General features: G+C 68.7%; 20 protein-coding genes and 1 pseudogene. 7 read left to right on the top strand and 14 right to left on the bottom strand.

All coding sequences use genetic code 11. The features are described from left to right. Nucleotides 1-7: 7 nt before the first annotated feature. The 3 genes from ACYVF6_RS12145 to ACYVF6_RS12135 all read right to left on the bottom strand — a co-directional run bounded on the left by ACYVF6_RS12145 (nucleotide 8) and on the right by ACYVF6_RS12135 (nucleotide 2936). Nucleotides 8-1171 (bottom strand): Gfo/Idh/MocA family protein, encoded by a 1164-nt coding sequence (locus ACYVF6_RS12145; protein ID WP_460520293.1) that lies wholly within the window; start codon nucleotides 1169-1171, stop codon nucleotides 8-10. Between the two features lie 24 nt (nucleotides 1172-1195). Further along, entirely contained in the window at nucleotides 1196-2047 is an 852-nt protein-coding gene (locus tag ACYVF6_RS12140; protein WP_460520289.1) for an alkaline phosphatase family protein, read from the bottom strand. A 193-nt stretch (nucleotides 2048-2240) separates the two neighbouring features. After that, nucleotides 2241-2936 carry a hypothetical protein gene (locus tag ACYVF6_RS12135; RefSeq protein WP_460520286.1) on the bottom strand — a complete coding sequence of 232 codons (696 nt, stop codon included), beginning with the start codon at nucleotides 2934-2936 and terminating at the stop codon, nucleotides 2241-2243. A 117-nt stretch (nucleotides 2937-3053) separates the two neighbouring features. Between ACYVF6_RS12135 and ACYVF6_RS12130 the strand changes: the two genes are divergently transcribed. Both ACYVF6_RS12130 and ACYVF6_RS12125 read left to right on the top strand, forming a co-directional pair. Then, a complete protein-coding gene (locus ACYVF6_RS12130) occupies nucleotides 3054-3941 on the top strand; it encodes an HhH-GPD family protein (protein ID WP_460520283.1) in 888 nt (295 codons plus the stop codon). Nucleotides 3942-4420: 479 nt separating this feature from the next. Further along, on the top strand, nucleotides 4421-6649 hold the full coding sequence (locus tag ACYVF6_RS12125; protein WP_460520280.1) for a polysaccharide lyase 8 family protein: 2229 nt from the start codon (nucleotides 4421-4423) through the stop codon (nucleotides 6647-6649). A gap of 74 nt (nucleotides 6650-6723) precedes the next feature. On the opposite strand, the gene ACYVF6_RS12120 is transcribed toward ACYVF6_RS12125, so the two are convergent. Together ACYVF6_RS12120 and ACYVF6_RS12115 are read right to left on the bottom strand one after the other, a co-directional pair. Then, nucleotides 6724-9219, bottom strand: coding sequence for an ATP-dependent Clp protease ATP-binding subunit (locus ACYVF6_RS12120; protein WP_460520277.1), 2496 nt, complete (start codon nucleotides 9217-9219; stop codon nucleotides 6724-6726). 2045 nt (nucleotides 9220-11264) lie between these two features. Then, entirely contained in the window at nucleotides 11265-11618 is a 354-nt protein-coding gene (locus tag ACYVF6_RS12115) for a histone-like nucleoid-structuring protein Lsr2 (protein ID WP_460520275.1), read from the bottom strand. 357 nt (nucleotides 11619-11975) lie between these two features. On the opposite strand from ACYVF6_RS12115, the gene ACYVF6_RS12110 reads away from it, so the two are divergent. From ACYVF6_RS12110 to ACYVF6_RS12095, 4 genes are all read left to right on the top strand, one after another. Continuing rightward, complete coding sequence (locus ACYVF6_RS12110; protein ID WP_460520272.1) at nucleotides 11976-12665, top strand: glycerophosphodiester phosphodiesterase; 690 nt, start codon at nucleotides 11976-11978, stop codon at nucleotides 12663-12665. 55 nt (nucleotides 12666-12720) lie between these two features. Further along, nucleotides 12721-13044 (top strand): hypothetical protein, encoded by a 324-nt coding sequence (locus ACYVF6_RS12105; protein WP_460520269.1) that lies wholly within the window; start codon nucleotides 12721-12723, stop codon nucleotides 13042-13044. 94 nt (nucleotides 13045-13138) lie between these two features. Beyond that, on the top strand, nucleotides 13139-13657 hold the full coding sequence (locus ACYVF6_RS12100; protein ID WP_460520266.1) for a DUF1707 and DUF4190 domain-containing protein: 519 nt from the start codon (nucleotides 13139-13141) through the stop codon (nucleotides 13655-13657). 109 nt (nucleotides 13658-13766) lie between these two features. After that, entirely contained in the window at nucleotides 13767-14249 is a 483-nt protein-coding gene (locus tag ACYVF6_RS12095) for a DUF1707 and DUF4190 domain-containing protein (protein ID WP_460520263.1), read from the top strand. Between the two features lie 389 nt (nucleotides 14250-14638). On the opposite strand, the gene ACYVF6_RS12090 is transcribed toward ACYVF6_RS12095, so the two are convergent. The 7 genes and pseudogenes from ACYVF6_RS12090 to ACYVF6_RS12060 form a co-directional block, all read right to left on the bottom strand. Beyond that, a complete protein-coding gene (locus ACYVF6_RS12090; protein ID WP_460520260.1) occupies nucleotides 14639-17143 on the bottom strand; it encodes an ABC transporter permease in 2505 nt (834 codons plus the stop codon). Nucleotides 17144-17145: 2 nt separating this feature from the next. Next, nucleotides 17146-17892, bottom strand: a complete 747-nt coding sequence (locus tag ACYVF6_RS12085; RefSeq protein WP_460520257.1) for an ABC transporter ATP-binding protein — start codon at nucleotides 17890-17892, stop codon at nucleotides 17146-17148. Nucleotides 17893-17994: 102 nt separating this feature from the next. Then, nucleotides 17995-18657, bottom strand: coding sequence for a transcriptional regulator (locus tag ACYVF6_RS12080; protein WP_460520254.1), 663 nt, complete (start codon nucleotides 18655-18657; stop codon nucleotides 17995-17997). Continuing rightward, a complete protein-coding gene (locus ACYVF6_RS12075) occupies nucleotides 18654-19871 on the bottom strand; it encodes a sensor histidine kinase (protein ID WP_460520251.1) in 1218 nt (405 codons plus the stop codon). Before ACYVF6_RS12075 ends, ACYVF6_RS12080 begins: the two co-directional genes overlap by 4 nt. 37 nt (nucleotides 19872-19908) lie before the next feature. Continuing rightward, nucleotides 19909-20100 carry a hypothetical protein gene (locus ACYVF6_RS12070; protein WP_460520248.1) on the bottom strand — a complete coding sequence of 64 codons (192 nt, stop codon included), beginning with the start codon at nucleotides 20098-20100 and terminating at the stop codon, nucleotides 19909-19911. A 416-nt stretch (nucleotides 20101-20516) separates the two neighbouring features. Next, a pseudogene (locus ACYVF6_RS12065) lies at nucleotides 20517-20960 on the bottom strand (Clp protease N-terminal domain-containing protein); the annotation flags it as partial. 398 nt (nucleotides 20961-21358) lie between these two features. Further along, a complete protein-coding gene (locus tag ACYVF6_RS12060; RefSeq protein ID WP_460520245.1) occupies nucleotides 21359-21601 on the bottom strand; it encodes a CopG family ribbon-helix-helix protein in 243 nt (80 codons plus the stop codon). Nucleotides 21602-21625: 24 nt separating this feature from the next. Here ACYVF6_RS12060 and ACYVF6_RS12055 point away from each other — a divergent pair, with 24 nt between their 5' ends. Continuing rightward, on the top strand, nucleotides 21626-22597 hold the full coding sequence (locus ACYVF6_RS12055; RefSeq protein WP_460520241.1) for an SAM-dependent methyltransferase: 972 nt from the start codon (nucleotides 21626-21628) through the stop codon (nucleotides 22595-22597). Between the two features lie 119 nt (nucleotides 22598-22716). Here the strand turns inward: ACYVF6_RS12055 and ACYVF6_RS12050 are convergent, their stop codons facing one another. Both ACYVF6_RS12050 and ACYVF6_RS12045 read right to left on the bottom strand, forming a co-directional pair. Continuing rightward, entirely contained in the window at nucleotides 22717-24216 is a 1500-nt protein-coding gene (locus tag ACYVF6_RS12050; RefSeq protein WP_460520238.1) for a PH domain-containing protein, read from the bottom strand. Beyond that, nucleotides 24213-24701, bottom strand: a complete 489-nt coding sequence (locus tag ACYVF6_RS12045) for a PH domain-containing protein (protein ID WP_460520235.1) — start codon at nucleotides 24699-24701, stop codon at nucleotides 24213-24215. The genes ACYVF6_RS12050 and ACYVF6_RS12045 overlap by 4 nt, the downstream gene beginning before the upstream one ends. Between the last annotated feature and the right edge of the window lie 52 nt (nucleotides 24702-24753).

Here is a 24753-nt window from a genome sequence, read left to right as displayed (position 1 = left end):
GACTTGATCAGTCGAAGTAGCTCACGACATCGGTGTCCGCAGCGGGCACCGCCACCGGGACGCTGCCGTTCCGCAGTGACTCCGCGCCCGCACAGCCCGCCGCCACGGCATACCGTGCCGCCACCGGAGAGGTGTCCGTCGCGCCACCCTCACGTACGTACCGGAGAAACTCCCCGACGATCCGCGGGTCCGCACCACCGTGGCCGCCGGTCTCCTCGTCGACCGGCACCTCGATGTCGCCCTCCGGTTGCCAGTTGTGGCGCTTGTTCCACAGCTTGATGGTCGTGCCCGGCTCGCCGTTGCCGAAGTTCTCGATCCGGCCCTCGGTACCGATGATCGTGTAGTTCCGCCAGTAGTCAGGTGTGAAGTGACATTGCTGGTACGACGCCAGGATGCCGTTGCCCAGCCGCATGTTGATCATCGACACGTCTTCGACGTCGATCACCGGGTTGAGCCCGCCCAGCTGGCTCGGCGGCCAGGCTGACAACCGGCTCTTCTCCTCCTGCCACCACGGGACGGTGTCGTCGCGGGCTTCGGTCGGCTGCTTGTAGACCATCAGGTCACCGATTCCGCTGACGGTTTCGGCGTACGATCCGCACAGCCAGTGCAGCACGTCGATGTCGTGCGCGCCCTTCTGCAGCAGCAGGCTGGTGCCCTTGTCGCGTTCGGCATGCCAGTCGCGGAAGTAGAAGTCACCGCCGTGCCCGACGAAGTGCCGGCACCACGCGGCCTTCGGCTCGCCGATCGCACCGTCGTCGATCAGCCGCTTCATGCCGCGGACGAACGGCATGTGGCGCATGTTGTGCCCGAGGTACAGCTTGCCGCCATGGTGTTTCGCCGTTCTCAGGATGCGGTCGCAGCCTTCGGTCGTGATCGCCATCGGCTTCTCGAGGTAGACCGCCGCGCCTGCCTCCAGGACCGCGATCGCGTGCTCTTCGTGCAGCCAGTCCGGGCTGACCACGAACACCGCGTCGAGGCCGAGCTCCAGGAAGTCGGCGAGCGAGGAGACAGTCGTGACGTCGTTTCCGTACGCCTCCCGGAAGCGGGCGTGCGCGGCGGGATCGAGGTCGTACAACGCGGTCACCCGCGAGCCCTCGTCGGGCTTGTGGGCGTGCCGGGACAGGCCACCGCGCAGGCCGTAGCCAATCACGCCGATGGAGAGCTCACTCATTTCGAGTTGTTCCTTTCAGGTTCTTCAGGCTCGCAACAAGGAACGGCCGTCCAGCGCCCAGGTGGGATCGGCGGCCACGCCGACATGGGCGAGCAGGGTCGGCGCGATGTCGATCATCCGGCCGGTCTTGGCGAGCTCGTCGTCGAGCGCTTTCCCGAGGCCGATGAGGAAGGTGCTGCGCTCCGCGTCGGTCTGCCCGCCGTGTCCGCCCTCCGGCCGGTGCCCGTGGTCGGTACTGATCAGGATCAGCCAGTCTTCGTGCGCGTAGGTCTCGCGAGCGACGATCGTGTCGAGGACCGCGCCCACGTAGCCGTCGACCGCCCGGATCGCCGCGTCGTACTCCGGCGAGCGAGACCCGTGCTTGTGCGCGGTCTCGTCGAGCGAGCCGAAGTAGAGAAACCCGAGCCGGTGGTCGCCGTCGGCGAGCAGGCGTACCGCCTCCGCGCCGGCCTTACGGTCGTTGCTCGGCCAGTCGTCACCGCCGAGCGCGAGCCGGTGATCGACCTGGCTGGCATACAGATGGTCGTGCAGCGGCGGCCACGACGTGATCGCGTACGTCGTCAGGCCGGGATCGACTTGCTTGGCGCGGGCCAGCCAGTTGGGGTACTCCGCCAGCCGGTGATCGCTGAAGTCGTTGTCGAGGACGCCGTGCTTGCCCGGCCACACCCCCGTCGCGATCGTCGACCAGCCCGGCCCGGAAACGGTCATCGTCGTGCCGTCCGGATAGATCCTGGTCTCGGAACGCAGCCATTCCGCGCGAAGCCGCCGGAGATTCGTCGCCTCGGGCACCTCGTCGAGCCGGTTCAAGTTGAAGCCGTCGATGCCGATCAGCAGCGCCTTGGCGACTGGACCGGCAGTAGCGGCGCGCGTGCTCATTTGTGCTCGAAACCTCGCGTTAGCAGTAGAAAGTAAGCAGGCTCGAATCAAAAGGTAGCTCGGCGCACGCCCACCTGTCACCGGCCCGTCTCACTGGGCCCTGACCGAACCCGGCCGTCGCCCACGCATGGGGCAGCCCAGCGGCATTTCACGGCCACGCCGTCGAAGACGCGGAGACGGTTGTCCCCGACGCTCAGGTCAGCCGGAATCTCGCCTGGTTGACGGCAACGCCGCTCACCGTGAGCTTCACGGCGTAGTAGCCGGCCTTCGCGACGTCCCCGTCCGCCGGGCAGCCGCTGGTCGAGCGCCGGCCGGACCAGGTGATCGTGATCGTGCGCGGCTTGCCCTTCTGCAGCGTCAGCGGCGCCGTCGGGATCAGCTTCTTGCAGTCGTCGCTGTCCCAGATCCGGTCGACGCCGGAGATGACCGTCAACCGGAGCGACGACGGGCTGATCGCCACCTGGCACGTACCGCTCGACTCGTTGGCGTACGTCACCTTGATCGCCAGCGGCTTGCCGGCCTTCTGCACCTTCGCACCGACCGCGATCGAGACCGCCGGGGCCTGGCACGGCGGGTGCTGGCCGGGTGGCAGTGGCTTCTTCGGCTTCTTCGGCTTCACCGGCTTCACCGACGGTTTGCTGGACGCCGGCTTCGAGCTCTTCACCGGCTTGGGCTGCGCCTTGCGCGACGGCGAGGCCGAAGCCGTCGTCGTGGGCCGCGCCTCGGTGGTCGTCACGGTCACCGGCGCCCCCGCGTCCGGCTCGTCGTCGGGGAGCAACCAGGCGACAAGTGCCCACAGGACCGGCAGCACCACTACGAACACGAGGGCACGCCGCTTCCAGTAAACCGACGCCGGCAGCGGTCCGACCGGCCGCACGGAGGGGCGCATGAGGCTTACGGTAGTTGGCGAATCTCAATGCGTAGCGGAGGCACGCCGGTCAGACGACCGAACTTCCGAACAGTGACAGCACTCGAAGCCGGCCGGCTGCTCTGCCACAATCGACTCGTGACGGCACGAAACCCGGCGCGAGCCCTCCACACCAGCGTGCTCGCCTGGTACGACCGCCACGCGCGCGACCTCCCCTGGCGCCGTCCGGACGCCACGCCCTGGGCGATCCTGGTCAGCGAGATCATGCTGCAGCAAACGCCCGTCAACCGCGTCCTGCCGGCGTACGAGGCCTGGCTCAGCCGATGGCCCACTCCGGCCGCCCAGGCCGCCGACCCACCCGGCGAGGCCGTACGCCAGTGGGGACGGCTCGGCTACCCGCGCCGCGCCCTGCGACTGCACGGCGCCGCGACCGCGATCGTCGAACGACACGGCGGACAGGTCCCGAGCGACCACGCCGAACTGCTCGCGCTGCCGGGAATCGGCGAGTACACGGCCGCCGCGGTCGCGTCGTTCGCGTTCCGGCAGCGGCACACTGTGCTCGACACCAACGTCCGCCGGGTCTTCGCGCGCGCGATCGACGGCACGCAGTACCCGCCGCAGGCGACCACCGCCCCCGAACGTCGCACCGCCACCCAGCTCCTCCCCGACGAGCCCGAGACCGCCGCCCGATGGGCGGTCGCCGTGATGGAAGTCGGGGCGCTGGTCTGCACCGCCCGCCAACCCCGCTGCGACGACTGCCCGCTCGCCAACCGCTGCGCGTGGAGGTTGGCGGGCCGGCCGGAGTACGCCGGACCACCTCGCCGGCGCCAGCTGTACGACGGCACCGACCGCCAATGCCGCGGCGCCCTGCTGCGCGTCCTGCGAGAGGCCGACCGCCCGGTGCCCCGCTCGAAGCTCGAAGCCGCCTGGTCCGACGCGCTGCAACGAGAGCGCGCGCTCGACACCCTGGTCGCCGACGGATTGGTGGAGCCGCTAGCCCGCGGCCGCTTCCGGCTGCCCGTCTAGGTTCGAGTAGCACCCGCCACCGCCCGGCCGGATCCGACCAGTACAAGCCGACTGCTCGATCCTCCCGCGCCTGGAACAGCAGAGGCCCTTCCCACCGGGTAGGCGGAAAGGGCCACAGTGCCGTGCGCGGCTCAGGAGCCGGCCATGGCCGGGAGGGTTCTCCCGACCACTACGACAACACCAACCAGCAGAGCGACCCCGGTAGAACCCAGAAAAATCCGGACAGGCTGCCTTGGTCGCTCCAACCGGTGGCGTCCTGGCCGCACCTTCCCCAGTGCGTACATGGACGACTCCTTAGCCAGGGCGCTCGACAGCGCGCTACTAATCGTGTTCCCGTACGGACGGAATGCTACATACGATGATCAACTGGACAATCGCGACACGCCCAAGATCGCTCAGATGACTTGCGGATCGGACTGGACTCTCGGGCTCAGGCTCATAAAGTCGTACTTATCGATCGAATCCAGGGAGGCGTTCCGATGGCCGACGAGTTCACCCAGATGCGTACGCAGTGGCGATCCATGCAGGTCGCGGAGGGGTACGACGCTTCCGACCCCACCATCGCGGCTGTCCTCGCGCGGATCACCTCGGACGCGCAGACCTGGTGGGACAAACTCGACAAGTCAGCCGGCCGGACATTTCTCTGGGACGACGCGCGGCTCGACGTCGACCAGTCGTTCGCGATCTCCCGCTCGTTCGGCCGGCTCTACTCCATGGCGCTGGCCTGGGCGACCCCCGGCTCCGGCCTCGCCGCCGACGCCGGGTTGGTCGCCGACACCATCGCCGGGCTGGACTGGATGGTCGAGCACTACTACCGCGAAGACGGCGAGATCATCGGCAACTGGTACGAGTGGCAGATCAGCGGCCCGATGGCGTTCAACGATGCGGTCCTGTTGCTCTACGGCCGCCTGAGCGACGCGCAGATCGGCGCGTACACCCGTGCGGTCGCCAACTTCACGCCCGCCCCCAGCGGCACCGCCGCCAACCGAGCCTTGACGGCTAACGTCGTCGTCGGCCGCGGCGTGCTGGCCGGCGATCCGGACGCGGTGGCAACGGGGATCGCGGGTCTGCCGCCCGTCCTGACGTACGTGAAGAGCGGCGACGGGTTCTACATCGACGGCTCGTTCATCCAGCACGACTACTTCCCCTACCTCGGCGGCTACGGCGCACTGATCCTAGAGTCACTCGGCCCGATCATGACTACGGTCGCGGGCACCCAGTGGGCGGTCGACGGGTCGATCCTCTATCGCTGGCTGCACGAGGCGTTCGAGCCCGTGATCTGGAACGGCGCGCTGTTCGACCTGGTGAGCGGCCGCACGATCGCGCGCTGGAACGAGCACGAGCACTACCACGCGCACTACGTCCTGCAGGCCGCGATCGGGCTGATCGCCGGCGCGCCGGCCGACGAGAAGGAACGGCTGCGGGCGCTGCTCAAGGAATGGCTGCTGAGCGATACGTACGACGATCCGACGCCGACCCGGACCATCCCCGTCCTGCTGGCGGCGACACAGCTGCGCGACGACGACACGGTCAAACGGCGCGGCCGGCTGGTGGGCTCGTGGGTGTTCCACAACGAGGACCGGGTCGTGCACCGGCGGCCGGAGTGGGCGCTGGGCATCTCGATGTACTCCAGCCGGATCGCCAACTACGAGTCGATCAACGGTGAGAACCTGCGCGGCTGGCTGACCGCCGACGGCGCTACCTACCTGTACCGCCGGGTCTCCGACCAGTACCAGGAAGACTTCTGGGCAACGGTCGACCACAGCCGGATCCCCGGCACGACGGTCGACGTACGGGAGCGGGCAGCGAGCGAGGACTGGTACCACCGCAGCCCGAACTCCTGGGTCGGCGGCGCCTGCCTGGGCGGGCGCTACACCGCGGCCGGGATGGACCTGAACGCGGAGGGCTCGACGCTGACCGCGCGCAAGTCGTGGTTCTGCTTCGACAGCGAGGTCGTGGCGCTCGGCGCCGGAATCACGGCGTCGGACGGCAGGCCGGTCGAGACCGTGGTGGAGAACCGCCGGATCGCGGGGCCGGAGAAAGCGCTGGTCGACGGCTCGCCGGTCGTACCCGCACCCGGCGACGCCGCCTCCGCCGAGCGCGTGCGATGGCTCCACCTGGCGGAGACCGGCGGGTACGTCTTCGTCTCGCCGACATCGCTGGAGCTGCGGCGCGACGTACGTACCGGCGCGTGGACCGACGTGACGACGCATCCGAACTGGGCCAAGCCCGACCCGATCACGCGCACCTACCTGACGGCGACCGTGCCGCACGGTGTCGATCCCGGCGGCGAGTCGTACGCCTACATCCTGTTGCCGGCCGCGACTCCCGTGCAGACGGCCTCCTACGCGGCGAACCCGCCGGTGAAGGTGGTCGCGAACACCGATGCGGTGCAGGCCGTGCGCTGCCACCGGCCGGACCTCCTGGCCGCGAACTTCTGGCGAGCCGGTACGGCGGACATCGTGACGGCGACCGGGCCGATGTCGGTCCTGGTGAAGCGCGGCGCCGGCGAGGCGGAGATCGCGGTCAGCGACCCGAGCCGGACAACGGCGCCTGCCTCGGCGACCGTACGGATCGCGGCCGCGAAGGTCGTCGCGGCCGACGCCGGCGTGACGGTGACCAGCCTCGATCCCCTGACGTTCGCCGCCGACTTCGCCGACGATCCCGGCGCGACCAAGACGCTGAGGGTCGCCCTGCGGAAGAGCTGAACAGAAGGGCTGAACAGACGCGAGAGGGCGCCGCCCGGAGGCGACGCCCTCTTTGCGTTTGGCCGGTCTGCGACCTACGAGGTGGTCTCGATCGGAGGCAGCTCGGGGACCGTGGTCTTCGACGTACCGCGGAACACGAACTTGGCGTTCTTGCCTTCGCCTTCGATGTCGACCAGGACGATCTGGCCAGGAGACAGCTCGCCGTAGAGCAGCTTCTCCGCCAGGTTGTCCTCGACCTCGCGCTGGATCGTGCGACGCAGCGGACGAGCACCCATCACGGGGTCCCAGCCACGCTTGGCCAGCAGCTGCTTGGCAGCAGCGGTGAGCTCGATACCCATGTCCTTGTCCTTCAGCCGGTTCTCGACCTCGGCGATCTGCAGGTCGACAATCGCGAGGATCTCTTCCTCGGTGAAGGGCGGGAACACGATGATCTCATCGACACGGTTGAGGAACTCCGGCCGGAAGTGCTGCTTCAGCTCCTCCTGAACGCGGTTCTTCATCCGCTCGTACGAACCCGTGAGGTCGTTGGACTGCGCGAAGCCGAGGTTGACGCCCTTCGCGATGTCCTTGGTGCCGAGGTTCGTGGTCATGATGATCACGGTGTTCTTGAAGTCGACCACACGACCCTGGGCGTCGGTCAGGCGGCCTTCTTCGAGGATCTGCAGCAGCGAGTTGAAGATCTCCGGGTGTGCCTTCTCGATCTCGTCGAACAACACGACGGAGAACGGCTTGCGCCGCACCTTCTCGGTCAGCTGCCCACCCTCGTCGTAGCCGACGTAGCCCGGAGGCGAACCGAACAGCCGCGAGACGGTGTGCTTCTCGGAGTATTCGCTCATGTCGAGCTGGATCAGCGCGTCGGCGTCGCCGAACAGGAACTCCGCGAGGATCTTCGACAGGTGGGTCTTACCGACACCGGACGGACCCGCGAAGATGAACGAACCGCTCGGGCGCTTCGGGTCCTTCAGACCGGCACGGGTGCGGCGAATCGACTTCGCCAGCGCGTGCACCGCGTCTTCCTGACCGATGTAGTGCTTGTGCAGCTCGTCTTCCATGCGGAGCAGCCGCTGCGACTCCTCCTCGGTGAGGCGGAACACCGGAATGCCGGTGGCCGTCGACAGCACCTCGGCGATGAGCTCCTCATCGACCTCGGCCACGACGTCCATGTCGCCGGCCTTCCACTGCTTCTCACGTTCGTCCTTCTGCGCGGAGAGCTTCTTCTCCTCGTCGCGCAGCTTGGCGGCACGTTCGAAGTCCTGGCCGTCGATCGCGGCTTCCTTCTCGCGGCGGACGTTGGCGATCCGCTCGTCGAACTCGCGTAGGTCGGGCGGCGCCGTCATCCGGCGGATCCGCAGCCGCGAGCCGGCCTCGTCGATCAGGTCGATGGCCTTGTCGGGCAGGAACCGGTCGGAGATGTAGCGGTCGGCCAGCTGAGCCGCCGCGACGATCGCCTGGTCGGTGATCGTGACGCGGTGGTGCGCCTCGTAACGGTCGCGCTGACCCTTCAGCATCTCGATCGTCAGCGCGATCGAAGGCTCCTGCACGTGGATCGGCTGGAACCGGCGTTCGAGCGCGGCGTCCTTCTCGAGGTGCTTGCGGTATTCGTCGAGCGTGGTGGCGCCGATCGTCTGCAGCTCACCGCGGGCGAGCATCGGCTTCAGGATGCTCGCGGCGTCGATCGCGCCCTCGGCGGCGCCCGCACCGACCAGCGTGTGGAGCTCGTCGATGAACAGGATGATGTCGCCGCGGGTGCGGATCTCCTTCAGCACCTTCTTCAGGCGCTCTTCGAAGTCACCGCGGTAGCGCGAGCCTGCGACCAGCGCACCCAGGTCGAGGGTGTAGATCTGCTTGTCCTTCAGCGTCTCCGGCACGTCGCCACGGACGATCGCCTGGGCCAGGCCCTCGACGATGGCCGTCTTGCCGACGCCGGGCTCGCCGATCAGGACAGGGTTGTTCTTCGTACGGCGGGACAGCACCTGCATGACCCGCTCGATTTCCTTCTCCCGGCCGATGACCGGGTCGAGCTTCCCTTCGCGGGCGCCCATCGTGAGGTTGCGGCCAAACTGGTCCAAAACGAGCGAGCCCTGCGGGGACCCCTCGCCGGCGGGAGCACCAGCGGCAGCGGTTTCCTTGCCCTGGTAGCCGGACAGCAACTGGATCACCTGCTGCCGGACCCTGCCAAGGTCAGCGCCCAACTTCACCAGCACCTGGGCAGCCACGCCCTCACCCTCACGGATCAAACCGAGCAGGATGTGTTCCGTACCGATGTAGTTGTGGCCAAGCTGCAATGCCTCGCGCAATGACAACTCGAGGACCTTCTTGGCCCTCGGTGTGAACGGGATATGACCGCTCGGCGCCTGCTGGCCCTGGCCGATGATCTCTTCGACCTGGGCGCGGACAGCCTCCAACGAGATACCGAGGCTCTCCAGGGCCTTGGCGGCAACGCCCTCACCCTCGTGGATGAGGCCCAAGAGGATGTGCTCGGTACCGATGTAGTTGTGGCTGAGCATCCGGGCCTCTTCTTGGGCCAGGACGACAACCCGCCTCGCGCGGTCGGTGAACCTTTCAAACATCTTCTGCTCCCCGGGCTGGAGACGGTGGTGCGGGAACAGGGACGATCCCTGGCCCCTTGGGTAAATGCTAGCCCCGTCACGACTGCGCCCGGTGCTCACTGCCGTGTCAGCTGAGCAGTACCGGGCGCCGTTCATACACGGGTTGTAACGGTGTAACCGATTCGACGGTACCTCTGTTCCCCCTCCGTCACGAGAGTGTGGGTGTTACGCCGGAAGCGAACAGTCACGGATAGGCAAAGAACCGTGACACCGGCCACCGATCTCAGGCGTGCGGACTGGCAGAACGTGGTCGCGATCTTACGGCCTGCGCCCGCGATCAGATGGCCAGACGACGGTCGAACGGCCGGGGTAGCGGCTGAGCGCGTGCCCCGCCCAGCCAGCGGCGAGCGGTGACGGGTGGCGGTGGGCCAGCGGCACTGGCGGCGGTTGGCAGTTTGGTGTCGAGCCGCCGGATCAGCTGAAGACGGCCCCGCGCCCCCGCTGGGGCGACGTGAAGAGCGGCCCTCGGCGCGGCCAGGGGCACGGCATCGGCTGAGGCGACGGCAGTGGCCAGACGGGTCCCGGCAGGCCCGACAAGTACGAGCCCGGTCGCAGGCGCATCCAGGAGCGTCTGTGACCGCCATTGCGGACCTGCCCGGCCGCCCGCTGGCGGCGGGGGCCCACAGCGCAGCCGGCGTCACCTCATACAAAGCAGCCACGCCCGCCGCGCGGCCCGTGCCAGCGACTCGGCCCGGTGCGCCGACTACGCCATCAGCGGCAACCGCGCCGAGGGCCGGCTCAGCGCGAACATGCGGCGTGCCCCAAAGACAAGGCAGCCACCGTCCGGCCCGCGCGAGTGCGGCTCGATGGCCGGCACGCCACCGGCGACATCACACGGCGCGACGACCGAGGCCGACCGAGTGCAACCTTCCCGGGCTCCCAAAGACAAGACAGCCGCCGCCCTGCACAGCACGTGTGGGCTACGGAAGCGACCGCGGCCCGAGGCGCCGATACGCCGCCAGCGGCGATGCAACGCGGACGCTGGCACAGCGCAACACTCGGTGGGGCCCAAAGGCACGGCAGCGGAGGCAAACGCCCGAGGCTGGCCCGGGGCAGCGTCCGGTGCGGTCCGACAGACGAGGCGGTCACCACCGCCTGCTCAGCACCCGCGGGCCGCGCGAGCGACCTCGGCTCGATGCCGCGAGACGACATCAGCGGCATCAGCGGTGATCTGGCTCGGAGACCGGCTCGGCGCAGTGTCCGGTGCGGCACAAAGACTAAGCAGCCACGACCCACCCGCTGCGATGCCCAAAATGCGCGCGGCGGCGACACAAACGCTGGCCGTCGGCGGATCGCGGTGGGGGCTGCGCCGTTGGCCTTGGAGCCAACTCGGTGGAGCGGTGGCAGCCAAGTGCCAGCAAACGGCTGGTAGCGCGGCAGCAGCGGATGCTGTGCGATGTGTCGCTCGCCGGTTGTCGTCAATCGGGTCGCAGAATCCTCGCCACCTCGTCCCCATGGGCACACCGTCGACAGGTGTCGGTTGTGGCCGGGATTCGCGTTGGGATTGTCGGCGAGATCGGTGGCAATCGACGCTCTGGCCGTCGCTCGAAAATGGGAGCGCGCATATGGGCTCAAGCCATGGACCACGGGCTGCACCGGCGTCCGATCAATACGTCACCAATACTGCCAGAGATGCTCACAGTCCGCTCATCGGTCGCAGAGTGCTTGCACTTATTCACAATCCCGAAAGATCAGCGCCAAGAGCCTGGGGCACCCGGATAAGCCGGAAACGCGGGAGCTGGGTAACAACTGGGAAAACAAACCCCGCTCGGCGGGTCGCCGAGCGGGGTATTCGATGGGGTTGCGCCAACGCGCGAGAAGCGGCCGCGGAACCGATGGCGCCCCGGCTGGGCGGAGGACCAGCCGGCAGGCAACCTCGAGCGTCGGGAACTGTCACTGCGGTGGCACCGAGTTCGTGCGCGACTGCGGCTTATCCGGGGGCGACCCCAGACCCCGCAACACGCACTTGCTCAGGCCGCGAAACGGCTCTTTTGACTCGTTACGCTTCAGCGCTTCTTGTGGAACGCGTCGATGATGTCGGCGGGAATCCGGCCACGGTCGCTGACGTCGTAGCCCTGAGCCTTCGCCCAAGCCCGAATTTCAGCGGTTTCCGCCTTGCGACCGCCCGACGAACCACCAGCGGCAGCGGAACGAGCCGGGCGTCCGCGTCCACGGGATGCGCGTCCACCAGTCCGTCGAGCAACCTCAACGTAGGGCTCGAGCACGCCACGCAGCTTCTGCGCGTTCTTGGAGGACAGGTCGATTTCATAGGCGACGCCATCCAAGGCGAACTTAACGCTCTCGTCAGCCTCCGAACCGTCGACGTCATCAACGAGGGCGACTAACACCTTCTGTGCCACTGCAGTTCCCTTCTCGAATTACGTGGGGGGCCGTACATACGATAGGACCAGCGCACGATCTTCGCAAATTTTGGCAATATTTGGTTGCCGGTTGGGATGTACCCGTGAAGACTCGGCAGCAATCCCGGCGCACATCTTCCGGTGCGCAGCCTCTCAAAGCCGGTCATCGCATTCCCGGGCCGGAGTATGGGCCGTGACCTGTACGCCGTCCGCAGGACGAAAAGCCGCCGTCCGCATCGTCGGTCGTGGCATCTAAGGTTACGGGTTTGTAAGGCTCAGGCGCGCGCAGGGCAGGCCATATCCGTACCTGCCTCAACACGCCGGACAAATAGACCTCGAACCAGACAGGAAGACACCGTGACGTTCACCGTCGTTGGGCACCGCGGAGCTATGGGACTTGAGCCCGAGAACACCCTTCGCTCCTTTCTCCGGGCCGAGCGGGAAGGAGTGGATGAAATCGAGCTGGATCTTTGGCTCAGCAAGGATGGACAGCTGGTGATCCTCCATGACGGAAACGTGGAGAGAACCACCAATGGCACGGGTGACGTCGCGGGTATGACACTGGCCGAGATCAAGCAGTTGGACGCCGGATTGGGTGAATCAGTACCCACGTTTGACGAGGTGCTCGACGTCGTGACCGTGCCAATCCAGGCCGAAATCAAGACGATGGATGCGGCGCGCGCGGCGATCGACACGATTCGCGACCGTGGGCTGCTGGACCGGATCACTGTCACGTCTTTCCACGCTGACGTCTTGTCCGTCGCGAAGGAATACCTACCGGAGGTACGCACGGGCTTGATCTATTCCGGTGCCCCCGCCGAGTCGGTGGAGACCGCCATGTCGCTCGGTGCCTCGATTGTGTGCCCCGGAATCGGCAAGCTCGGCCCGGAACTGGTCGAACGGGCGCATGAGGCGGGTCTTGGCGTGTTCACCTGGCCGGTCAACGACGTCGACGTGCTGGCCAAGGCCCGCGAGCTGGGCGTCGACGGGATCACCACGGACTACCCGGATGCCATTCGTGAGGCGTTGGGCTCTGGCGTTTCGTAGCCAAACCGCTCACACTGGTGACAGATGTGCCCTCAGCATTGCGGAGGTGAGCGCAATGGGCCAAGTCCGAGTGGTCGACCGCGCGAGCAAAGAGATCGTCGTTTTTCTCGCGGGCGACATCGACGGTGGCATGCAGGAGCAGCTCGACTGGGCGCTGTCGGAAGTGACCCTGCTCGAGCGGCTCGACGACCTGCATCGAGTGGTGGTCGATGCGAGGGAAGTCACGTCACTCGGACCGGCCGGCATCCGGTTCCTGCGCAACCTCGAACGTACGGGCGCCGAGCAGGGCTTCGAGCTGGCGTTCTCCATGCTGAACGCGGCGGCACTCCAGGCACTGACCAGGGAACACTGGCCGTATGCCGCAGGTCTCTCGACGTGATCCCGTAAGGGACATCTAAGGGTCACATGAGTGAGCGAATTCCCAGGCTCAGCGTGCAAAATGGGAGAGTACCGCTGAACGGGAGGGCCTTGGGATGAGCTTGCCGGCCAACTGGGATCCGATGCGTGGAAACCAGAACTGGGACCCGATGCGTGCGGCTGATGCTGACCGTGAACGAGTCGCCGACGTACTCAAGTCCGCTGTGGCCGAAGGCCGGCTGAGCTGGGACGAGCATCATCAGCGGCTGGACCGCGTGATGAAGGCTCAGACCTACGGCGAGCTGCGGCGGCTGATCGAAGACCTGCCGCAGGGTGCGTTACCGGTCGCACCGGCGGATCGGTACCCCGCCGTACGCAACTGGGGCCCGCCGTCGCCTCGGCCCACAGAAGGCACGGCGACCGCGTCGCTCGTTCTCGGTATTCTCGCGCCGCTGACCTGCGGTGCGACCACGATTCCGGCGATCATCACGGGGCACATCGCGCTGAGCAAGATCAAACGGGAGGGAACCGAGGGCCACGGGTTCGCGGTGGCGGGCCTGTCGATCGGCTACGTCACGGCGGCACTGGGTTTCATACCGTTCCTGCTCTATGTGATCATCGGCATCGGTAGCTGAGAGCAGGTTGGGCCGGCCCGTTGCCGTTGGGGCGGTCGAGCGCGTGGCTGGCGAGTCCTCCAGCTGACGGCGCAGAATAGGACGCACCGTCGATCAGGAGGACCAAGGGATGAGCTTGCCGGCCAACTGGGATCCGACGCGTGGCAACTGGGATCCCATGCGCGCTGCGGACGCCGATCGCGACCGGGCGGCTGACGTCCTCAAGTCCGCACACGCCGACGGACGACTGGACTGGAACGAGTACGAAGAGCGACTCGACCAGGTGATGAGGGCCCAGACGCACGGCGAGCTGAGCCGCCTCGTGCGCGACCTGCCCGAGGGCGCACCGCGCAAGTGGACGGGTGTCTCCCCCAAACCGACCGAGCCGATGGCGACGGCGTCGCTCGCGCTCGGCATCCTGGTGCCGTTCACGGGCATCACCATCGTCCCGTCGATCATTCTCGGGCACCTCGCGCTGGGCAAGATCAAGCGGGACGGCACCGAGGGCCGCGCGCTGGCGATAGCGGGGCTCGCGATCAGTTACAGCTTTCTCGGCCTGGCGCTGCTCGGCATCCTCGTGGTTCTGGGCCTCATCTGGGGACTCAACGCCTAGGGGGTGTCCTGTAAGTGTCGGTGGCTAGCGAGGACGGTCCTGGCGCCGGGCTGGCAAGGCGGGCGGAGTCGTTCGTATCGGTCATACGGGCGATCTTCGTCCAACGCAGCCAGCGTGGGGCCAGGGCCGCCGCAGCCCGGCGACACTTACAGGACACCCCCTAGAGCGGCGTCGCCAGCGATCGCCCCACGTAGCCCGGCCGGCGGAAAGCCGCTCCAACGGTTTCTCGCGGCGGATCAGGCGGGCGGAGCCGGCGCGGCCTGCACTGGACACGCTGGTGCTGGCCAGCGCCAAACGGCGCTGGCCAGCGGTTGAAGACGAGTGCGGCCGGCTGAGGCGTCCCTGGTGGATCCCGCCGTGGTGAGGGACGGCTCAACTGGGCGCAGCCCCTACTCGTCTCCCAGCGCGGCGGCCGGCGGTACTTTTGCCGCCCGCCTGGCCGGCAGCACCGAGGCGAGCAGCCCAGCCCCCAGTGCCACCAGCACGATCAACGCCATTCGCGGCCAGGGGATCGACAGTTGGATCGAGCCCACTTCCTGCGCCGCTCCCAGCAGGGCTGCCGTTCCGGCGTAGCCGTACAGGGATCCGAGCAGCAGGCCGATGAGGACGGCGCTGCCCGAGATCAGCAGTGCCTCGATCGCCAGCGTTCCCCGCAGCTGGCCGCGGGTCAGGCCGAGCGCCCGCAGCAAGGCGTTCTCCCGGGTCCGCTCGAGCACCGACAGGCTCAGCGTGTTGCCGACGCCGACCAGGGCGATCGCGACGGCCATGGCGAGCATGCCGGTGGCCACGATGAGCAGGACGTCGAGGATCCGGGCGTACAGCGCGCGTTCGGCGAACGAGCCGCCCACCATCGCGTCGGGGACGGTGGTCAGCGATTCCTTCACGCCCTTGACCAGCTTCTGCGCGTCGACACCCGTGTCGGTCTTGGCCCAGACCTCGGTGAGCACCGGCGAGCTGCTCAGCTTCGACAGGTCGCTGGTGGTGACCATGACCTCCGGTGTGACCATCTCGTTGATCACGCGGACCTTCAGGTCGAGCGACCGCGAGCCCACGGACACGCGGAGCGTCGAGCCGTTGGAGGCGGACACCGCGCCGGCCATCGACGGCGACAGTACGACGACGCCCGGCTGCAGGCCGTCGAGCGGCCGCGGGTTGCGGACCACCGAGGCTGCCTGCTTCATGTCGATCCCGCTCACCACGACCGGGGACTCCATGCCCTTCAGCTGTCCGGTCACGCTGGGCACCGTGAGCACCGTGTCGATCCCGTCGACGTCGGCCAGGGCCTTGGCCGTGCTCGCCGGCAGGGCATCGGGCGGATCAGACGCCTTCTCCGGCAGGCCGCCGCCCTCCAGCGACACCACGACGTCGAACGGGAACTGGTCGTCGAGCGTCTTGTTGACCGTTGCCTGGGACGAGGCCGCACCGACGACGAGCATGCAGATCAGCGTGACGCCGACCAGCAGAGCCGAGGCCGTCGCCGCGGTACGCCGGGGGTTGCGCACCGCGTTGCCGATCGCGACCTTGCCGGGTACGCCACCGGTACGCGCGACCAGCCCGAGCAACCGCACCGCCGCCGGAGCCAGGATCGGCGCGAACAGCAGCACGCCGAGGAACGACACGACGCCGCCCGCGATCCCCACCAGCATGCCGGCCGCCGAGGTCGTGCCCTGCATGCCGACCGCGAGCAGGGCGCCACCGCCGAGCAGCAGGAGCGCGCCGAGCACCAGCCGCACCGCACCGGCCTTGGAACGGACGCGTACGGCCGCCTCCGGGTGCAGAGCCGCGAGCGGAGGCACGCGGGTCGCCCGTCGAGCCGGCGCGAGTACCGCCGCCACCGTGGTCAGCACCCCGATCACGAACGGAATCAGCAGGGCGAACGGCCGCAGCGCGAGGTCGAGCGGCACGTTGAGCTCGGCGAACCGCCCGACCACCTGCAGGCCGATCTGCGCCACACCGATCCCGGCGATCGCGCCCACCAGTGCGAAGCCGGTGCCCAGCAGCAACGACTCGGCGAGCACCGCCCGGAACACCTGTCCCTTGCCGGCACCGACGCATCGGAACAGCGCCAGCTCCCGCGCCCGCTGCGCGATCATGATCGTGAACGTGTTGGCCACGACGAGCAGCGAGACGAACATCGCGATCGCGGCGAAGCCCAGGAGCATCCCGCCGATCATGTTGATCCCGCCGGTGAACGCCGCGACCATCTCGTCGACCTTCTGCTGCCCGGTCATCGCGGTCGCGCCCGGGCCGGCGGCAGCCTTGATCGCCGCGGCGGAGGCGTCGCCGCTCGTGCGGACCAGGAGGTCACCCGACGGCGGGCCGCCCTGGTTGAACGAAGCGATCGAGGACTCGGGCATGAAGAAGTCGCCGGCGTTGGCCACCCACGCCGCGTCGATCAGGCCGACGACCTTGAACGTACGCCCGGACTTGCCATAGGCGTGGAGCTCGACCGTCGAGCCCAGCTTGATCCCCTTGCTCTTGACCAGGCGGGCCGAAGCCGCGACCTCGCCGTCGCGTTCGGGCAGTCGTCCGGACGAGGCTTCCTGCCAGCGCAGCTCCTTGTCCTGCGGCACCGAAGCGACCTGGGCGAAGGCCTTGGAGCCGTTGGGATAACGCGTCTCGAGGTAGGCCGAGGAGTCGACCGCGACGGCCTCGACGCCGGGGGCGTTCCTGACCTTGTCGACGACCTCAGGCGCCAGCTGCCCTTCCTTGGGTGTGATGACGAGATCGGCAGCGGCGTAGTGCAGGCCGAAGGCGTTCTGCAGCGTCTGTTTGGCCGAGTCGATCGCGATCAGCACGGCCGCGACGTAGGCGACGCTCAGCACGATCGCGATCCCGCCCGCGACGAACCGGCGGGCGTGCCCCTTCAACGAGGCGGTGAGAATCCGGCGCACGGTCAGGCCCCCAGCTGCCGGATCGCGCTGAGTACGGTGTCGGCGGTCGGCTCCAGGATCTCGCCCACCATCCGGCCGTCGGCAAGCAGCAGCACGCGGTCGGAGTAGGAAGCCGCCGTCGGGTCGTGCGTCACCATCACCACGGTCTGGCCGAGCTCGCGCACGGAGTTGCGTAGGAACGACAGCACCTCCGCTCCGGAACGGGAGTCGAGGTTGCCGGTGGGCTCGTCGGCGAAGACGACCTCGGGCCGCGTGATCAGCGCCCGCGCCACCGCGACCCGCTGCTGCTGGCCGCCGGAAAGCTCGGAAGGCCGGTGCGACAGGCGATCCCCGATGCCCAGCACCTCACACAGCTGCTCGAACCACTGCTTGTCGGGCTTGCGGCCGGCGAGCTCGAGCGGCAGCAGGATGTTTTGCTGGGCGGTGAGCGTCGGCAGCAGGTTGAACGCCTGGAACACGAAGCCGACGCGTTCCCTGCGCAGGATTGTGAGCTGTTTGTCGGAAAGCCCGGTGAGCTCGGTGTCGCCGAGGAACGCCTGCCCGCCGCTGGCGGCGTCGAGCCCGGCCAGGCAGTGCATCAACGTGGACTTCCCGGAACCCGAAGGCCCCATGATCGCGGTGAACCGGCCGGCGTGCAGGTCGACGGTCACCCCGTCGAGCGCTCGGACCGCTGCGGCACCGGAGCCATAGACCTTCACCAGTTCGCGGGCGCCGGTCGCCGCGCGGAGGTTCGTCATCGCACTTTGCATGGTGGCGAAGCTATTGGAAACGGGGGTGCCGGCACATCAGCCTTGAGGTGGTCATTCGAACGTACAACCAAGGGTTGAGGGGTCGGCCTTGAGTCGTAGGGGTCAGCCTCCGGGACGAACCAGGGCGTTCTCGTAGGCGAACACCACCAGCTGCACGCGGTCGCGCAGCCCGAGCTTTCCGAGGATGCGCCCGATGTGGGTCTTCACCGTCGCTTCGGAGAGGAACATCCGCGCGGCGATCTCGGCGTTGGACAGGCCGCGCGCGACTTCCAGCAGGACTTCGCGTTCGCGGTCGGTCAGCGTGTCGACCCTGGTGTCGGCGGGTGCGGAGTCGTCGGGCAGGTGGGGCGCGAAGCGTTCGAGCAGACGTCTGGTGGCGCTCGGCGCGACTACGGCGTCGCCGGAGTGGACGGCGCGGATGCCGGCCAGCAGGTCGCCTGGCGGCGCGTCCTTCAGCAGGAAACCGGACGCTCCGGCCTTGACCGCGGAGAAGACGTACTCGTCGAGGTCGAACGTCGTCAGCACCAGCACCTGCGGCGCTCCGGCCTTGGCACGAAGGGCTTTGGTGGCCTGTACGCCGTCCATGCCAGGCATGCGTACGTCCATCAGCACGACGTCGGCCGCGGTGGCGGCGAGCTTGGCCAGCGCGTCGCCGCCGTTGCCTGCCTCGCCGACGACCTCCATGTCTGGTTGGGAGTCGACGACCATCCGGAAGCCGGCGCGCACCAACTCCTGGTCGTCGACGAGGAACACGCGGATACTCAACCGTTCTCCTTGTGCTCGTAGGCGTAGGGCTTCTCCATCGCCTCTTGGGGGTAGGGCAGGTCGGCGAACAGCTCGAAGCCGCCGCCGGCTCGTGGGGCGGCCCGCAGCTCGCCGCCGTGCAGTGCCACGCGTTCGCGCATGCCATGCAGCCCTTGCCCGCGGCCGTCGCTGTGGGCGGCCGCTCCCCGGCCATCGTCCACGACCCGAACCTGCAAGCGGCGCTCGGCATAGGTGATCGTCACCTTCGCGGTGGCGGCCGGCCCGCCGTGCTTGAGCGTGTTGGTCAGCGCCTCCTGGACGATGCGGTAGGCGGCGAGCTCCAGCCCGGGCGGAAGCTTGCGCGGCTCACCCTGGACGTCGAGCTCGACGCGCAGGCCGCCGGAACGGATCCGCGCGATCAGCTCGCCGATCCGCGAGAGGTCGGGCTGCGGTGCGAACTGGCCGTTGTCGTCGCTTTCGGTACGGAGGACGCCGAGCAGCCGGCGCATCTCGCTCAACGCCTGCCGGCCGGTGACGCCGATCGTCTCGAGCGCGCGCATCGCGGCCTGGGGACTCTCCTTGCCGGCGTACGATCCGCCGTCGGCCTGCGCGATCACGACCGCCAGCGAGTGGGCCACGACGTCGTGGAACTCACGCGCGATCCTCGCCCGCTCGGCGTTCCGCGCGATCTGGGTCTCCTGCTCACGTTCGACTTCGAGGCGGATCGCACGCTGCTCCAGCTCGCCGATGTAGGCCCGGCGGGTGCGCATCAGGTCGCCGAGCGTCCAGACGAACGCGACACTGGCCGCGATGAGCGCGAACGCCATCATGAACGGCCGCAGGCCGTCGCCGCTGTTCACAGGTGTGCTGAACGTGCTCACCACGGCCAGGAACGCGCCGAGAACCCCGACCGCCAGTGCACCGAACCGGGCCCAGCGCCGCAGGGAGTAGGCGCTGACGGCGTAGAGCGCGACCAGGAACGTCACGTTGACCGGGATCGCCGTGTGGACGAGGAACAGCTGGACGAAGCAGGTGAGCGCGATGATCGCGAAGACCGTCGCGGGATAGTGCCGGCGCCAGATCAGTGGGGCCAGCAGGAACAGCGAGATGACCGGGTGGCCGCTTGCGCCGTTGCCGTACATCACGTAGAAGACGAATGCGAGCAGGCCCGTGATGGCCGCGTCGACGACATAGGGATGCCGGCGCAGCCATTCGTAGACCCGGTGCTGTCGCACAACCTCGAAGCGTACGTTGCCGCCATGGCGGCAGGCGTCAGCCCGCGGGTTGAGGCGCGTCATCCTCCGGGTTGACGAAGCCGGCGACGAACAACTCCTGCGCCGGGGTTTCGGTGTGCCCGTGACCGCCAACGCAGTCGACGTCCACCCGCCGACCGGCACGCACCCGGTCGAGCACCTCGCCCAGCGCTGCGGTCAACGCGCTCGCGGCGGCTTCGGCCGGCAGCATCGGGTGGTCCTGCCACGCTCTGAGGCGGGTGAGGATCAGCAGGATCGAGCAGCCGCCGCGAGCTCGTCAATCGCAGGGCAGGGCGGCGCGGTATCCGCTGTGTAGCAGAGCGCGTCGCCGATGCTGCGGTCGCCGGCCTGCGCGACAGTGGTCTCGAGGCAGTCGGGGTTCGACCGCACCACCGCCGGCAGGTCGGACGGACATTCGCGCGCCCGCGATCAGTCGTTCACGATGTCGCCGAACGGGAGGTCGGGCTCGTCCGGGTCGATGCCGTGGCGGCGCAGCAGCTCCCGGGCTCGGGCCAGCTCCGCGTGCAGGCGTTCGTTCTCGTCGAGTACGGCGGTGAGCTCCTTCATCAGCAGCCCGCGCCGGCCCGAGAAACCGCCCACCCGCGGCGGCATATCCTCCGGCGCCGGGTCGCCCTCACCGGCGGAGATCAGCTCGATCACCTGCTGCCGGGCGCGGCCCAGGTCGGCGCCGACCTTGATCAGCGCCTGGGCGGCCACACCCTCGCCCTCCCGGATCAGGCCGAGGAGGATGTGCTCGGTGCCGATGTAGTCATGACCGAGCTGCATCGCCTCGCGCAACGACAGCTCCAGCACCTTCTTGGCCCTCGGTGTGAACGGGATATGACCGCTCGGCGCCTGCTGACCCTGGCCGATGATCTCCTCGACCTGGGCGCGGACAGCCTCCAACGAGATACCGAGACTCTCCAGGGCCTTGGCGGCAACGCCCTCACCCTCTCGGATCAGGCCGAGCAGGATGTGCTCCGTGCCGATGTAGTTGTGGCTGAGCATCCGGGCCTCTTCCTGGGCCAGGACGACAACCCGCCTCGCGCGGTCGGTGAAGCGTTCGAACATGTTCCCCTCCACGGTGGTGAGTTCGTTGCGCAGCGGGCGCACCATGCCCCGCAGCTGATGGGTCAGGTACGACACAGACGTCGCCCCGGACGCCAGGTCGTCGAGCAGCTTGTTGAGCTCGAGGGGATCCAGCTCCAGGTCGAGCCCGTTCAGCTCCAGGAGATGCAGCGTCGCCAGCACCGCGATCCGCCGGTTGGGGCCGCGGAACGGCTTCTCACGCACGAGTCCGTGCAGCAAGGTGGCCGCCGCCGTAACGACATCGCCCGAGCCGGCTGACGTATGCATGGCACGCAGCACCGGTGCGAGCTTGTCGAGATTCGTGCGGTCGACGACCGTACGGCTGTCGCAGCTCATCGTGCGGCCGGCGATTGCAAGCACGTCGGGGTAGTCGGGAAGTTTCACTCGTCGTCGCCGTCCTCACGCAGCAGATCGAGCGTGCGGCGGTGGCGTTCGAGGCTCGCCTCGAGCAGGGCGACGAACTGCTGGTCGCCGCGACGCTGGTCGACGAGGGCGGCGATCGCCTCGCGCGCCACGTCGGAGACCGAGCGGCCCTCGACGTCGGCGACCGCCTGCAGCCGCTCGGCCAGCTCCGGGTCGAGCCGCAGCAGCATGTTCTTCGTTCCACTGGATCCCTTGACCATGGATATCAAGATATCACGATATCTATGGGAGACTGGCGCGCGATGGCGATCTGGCGGACCTGGCGCGAGGCGATGAGCGCGGCGCTCTACGGGCCGGACGGCTTCTTCCGTACGCAAGCTCCGGCCGACCATTTCCGTACCTCCGTACACGTGTCGCCGGTCTACGCTGAGGCACTGCTCTCGCTGGCGCGGCAGTACGAGCTGGACACCGTTGTCGACGTCGGGGCCGGGCGGGGCGAGCTGCTGGCGGCGCTCCACCAGCTCGATCCGGAGCTCGGCCTGTGTGGCGTCGAGGTCGCCGAGCGGCCGCCCGAGCTGCCGGCGGCGGTGACCTGGGTCGGGCGGCTGCCGGAGGTGTCGGGCGCGCTGGTGGTCGCGAACGAGTGGCTCGACAACGTGCCGCTGGACGTGGCGGAGGTCGACTCGCACGGTGTCGCGCGGATGGTGCTCGTCGACGTGGCATCCGAGGGCGGCGAGGAGCGGCTCGGCGATCCCGTGTCGGGTGCGGACGAGGCCTGGCTGCGGCAGTGGTGGCCGCTCGACTCTGCGTCGCCGGGCAGCCGAGCGGAGATCGGACGCCCACGGGACGACGCCTGGGCGTTCGCCGTACGGCAGGTACGACGGGGCGTCCTGGTCGCGGTCGACTACGGGCACCTGGCGGACTCGCGGCCGTACGACGGCACGCTGACCGGCTACCGCGGCGGGCAGATGGTGCACCCGGTGCCGGACGGATCGTGCGACGTCACCGCCCACGTCGCGATCGACGCGGTGGCCGCGGCCGGCGAGGCGGCGGGCGCGACCGGCACGACCTTGAGCCGGCAGGGCGACGCGCTCCGGTCGCTCGGGCTCGATCCGCGGCGGCCGCCGCTCGCGATGGCGCGTACCGATCCGGCCGGCTACCTCGCCGCGCTGGCGCGGGCCAGCGAGCAGTCGGAGCTGGTCGCACCCGGCGGACTCGGCGACTTCCAGTGGCTGCGGCAGCTCCGCGGGCTATGAGGCTTCGGCGGCAGCACGACAGCCGCCGTTCGAGGATTCGCTCCGCTCGATCGACCTGGAGAAGCGCACCGCAGGAAGTAGCAGCGCACCACGGTCTCCGGACCGGCCGGTACGGGGTGCTACCTGCTCATCCAGCGTTCCGGTACGGCGATCCGGCGCGCCTCGCGGGACAGCTCGGCCTCGTGTTCGGCGACTTCGCGGGCGATGCCCGAGCTGCGGTGGAGGGCGACTGCGTTGACCGGGCCGTCCGGGGTGTCGACGTGGACGGTGGCCAGCCCGAGGCGGCGCTGGATCGGTCCCTGCTCGATCCGTACGCTCTGCATTTTCGCGTGCGGCACCACCGCGATCCGCTTGGTCAGCCAGCCGCGGTCGGTGACGAACACACGCTCGTCGACGCCGTGGCGGAGGTATTTCCAGCCGATCGGCCGCAGCCAGCGCGCGGCCCGAGGCGCCATCACCCGCGGCACGCTGTCGACGTCGACGCCCGGCAGGACCCGCTGCAGCAGGCCGAGAGCCACCGGCCACGGCGCCACCGGCAGCAGCGTGGACGACTTCTGGCCGTCGCCGTCGCCCCGGCCATAACCCGCGACGTCGACCGACAACCGCACCCAGCCCTTCGGCCGCCACAGGAACTGCTGCTCGATCTCGACGCCCTGGACCCGCCCCGGCGGCACCGTCTGGGCGACCGTGTCGAGCAGGCCCTTGCGGATCCGCAGGCCGTCGGGCGACTCGCTGACGGTGAAGCCGTACTCCGCGATGAACTGCTGCCACAGCACACCGACGCCGCCCAGCGCCCAGGGCACCAGGAACGCCAGCCCGACGACCTCGCGGAGGTAGACCGTCGTGATCGCGACCACCACGAAGCCGAGCAGCGAGACCAGGAACGGCGCCGACACGATCGTCGAGGCGAACAGGACACCCGCAGGCACCGCCACCAGCTGCGACTCGGGCGCTTCCGGGGTGTCGGCGTCGAGGCCGGCGGCACGCGCCAGCAGTTCGGCGCGCAGCTGGTGCGCACCCGCCTCGGAGAGGTAGGCCAGCGGAGCTTCCGTACGCCCGCCGCCGGCGACCTCGAGCCGGAGTTCGGCGACGCCGAGCAGGCGGGCCAGCACCGGGCGCACGATGTCGACGGCTTGCAGGCGGTCGAGCCGGATCCGGCGCGAGCGGCGGAACAGGAAGCCGCTGTCGACGCGGAGGACGTCGCCTTCGATGCGGTACTTGGTGAACCACCACGACAGCAGGCCGAGCACGAGGCCGATGATGATCGCGCCGGCGAGCTGCAGGCCGAACAGCTTGAGGTTGAGGTCGCGGATCGCGTCCTGGCCGAGGGCGGCGACCGCGATCGCGAAGAACTTCCAGCCGCGTAACAAGGGGGTGAACGGGTGCAGCCGGCGCAGCTCGGTGCCCGGCAGCCCAGACGGGGGTTCACCGGAGCCGGGTTGCTCGGGGCTGGGTTCCTCAGGACTGGGTTGCTCGGAGCCGTTCAGGTCGGCCGGGCTGTCCACGGCCTCGCCGTTCGGCGTCGCACGAGCCGGCTCAACACCAGCCGGCTCAGCGCCGTTCGGCTCGGATCGATCCGATGCCGCTGACCTGCCGACGACGGGCTCCGGGTCGCTCACAGTCCGGCTGCCCTTGCCTCGCCGAGCGCGGCCAGCCGGTCGCGCAGGCGCTCGGCCTCTTCCGGCGTCAGCCCCGGGATCACGGCATCGGTCGCGGTGGACGCGGTGTGCAGCTCGACCTTCGCGATGCCGAACCGGCGGTCCATCGGCCCGGCGGTGACGTCGACGAACTGCATCCGGCCGTACGGCACAACGACCAGCTCCTTGAACAGCACACCGTGCGTGACCAGCAGATCGTCGGCTCGCTCGGCGTACCCCCAGGACGCCCAGTTGCGCCCCGCCAGCACCCAGCCCCACGCGAACCCCACGGCGGCCACGGCCAGCACCGGGATCACCAGCAGCCAGCTGAGGAAGATCCCGAGCAGCATGATCGCGGCGACCGTGCCGATGCCGAGCCAGATGAGCAGCAGCGTCCGGCGCAGCGAACGCAGCTGCGGCGAGACGCGCTGCCAGTTTTCGCCCGGTGGCGCAAACAAGGTGTCCACAACCAGTGAGGTTATCCCTAGGGCATGGGAACCCAGGCCCTAGACGCTGCGG

Source organism: Flindersiella endophytica (assembly GCF_054779015.1).
Note: the sequence above shows the minus strand (reverse complement) of the source record. Positions and strands in the feature narration are given on the sequence as shown.

Coding starts and splice junctions, on each gene's coding strand:
- ACYVF6_RS12055 (WP_460520241.1), top strand. CDS start 21,626: ATGGGAGACTGGCGCGCGATGGCGATCTGGCGGACCTGGCGCGAGGCG.
- ACYVF6_RS12145 (WP_460520293.1), bottom strand. CDS start 1,171: ATGAGTGAGCTCTCCATCGGCGTGATTGGCTACGGCCTGCGCGGTGGC.
- ACYVF6_RS12135 (WP_460520286.1), bottom strand. CDS start 2,936: ATGCGCCCCTCCGTGCGGCCGGTCGGACCGCTGCCGGCGTCGGTTTAC.
- ACYVF6_RS12100 (WP_460520266.1), top strand. CDS start 13,139: ATGAGCTTGCCGGCCAACTGGGATCCGATGCGTGGAAACCAGAACTGG.
- ACYVF6_RS12105 (WP_460520269.1), top strand. CDS start 12,721: ATGGGCCAAGTCCGAGTGGTCGACCGCGCGAGCAAAGAGATCGTCGTT.
- ACYVF6_RS12140 (WP_460520289.1), bottom strand. CDS start 2,047: ATGAGCACGCGCGCCGCTACTGCCGGTCCAGTCGCCAAGGCGCTGCTG.
- ACYVF6_RS12125 (WP_460520280.1), top strand. CDS start 4,421: ATGGCCGACGAGTTCACCCAGATGCGTACGCAGTGGCGATCCATGCAG.
- ACYVF6_RS12095 (WP_460520263.1), top strand. CDS start 13,767: ATGAGCTTGCCGGCCAACTGGGATCCGACGCGTGGCAACTGGGATCCC.
- ACYVF6_RS12070 (WP_460520248.1), bottom strand. CDS start 20,100: ATGCTGCCGGCCGAAGCCGCCGCGAGCGCGTTGACCGCAGCGCTGGGC.
- ACYVF6_RS12120 (WP_460520277.1), bottom strand. CDS start 9,219: ATGTTTGAAAGGTTCACCGACCGCGCGAGGCGGGTTGTCGTCCTGGCC.
- ACYVF6_RS12060 (WP_460520245.1), bottom strand. CDS start 21,601: ATGGTCAAGGGATCCAGTGGAACGAAGAACATGCTGCTGCGGCTCGAC.
- ACYVF6_RS12085 (WP_460520257.1), bottom strand. CDS start 17,892: ATGCAAAGTGCGATGACGAACCTCCGCGCGGCGACCGGCGCCCGCGAA.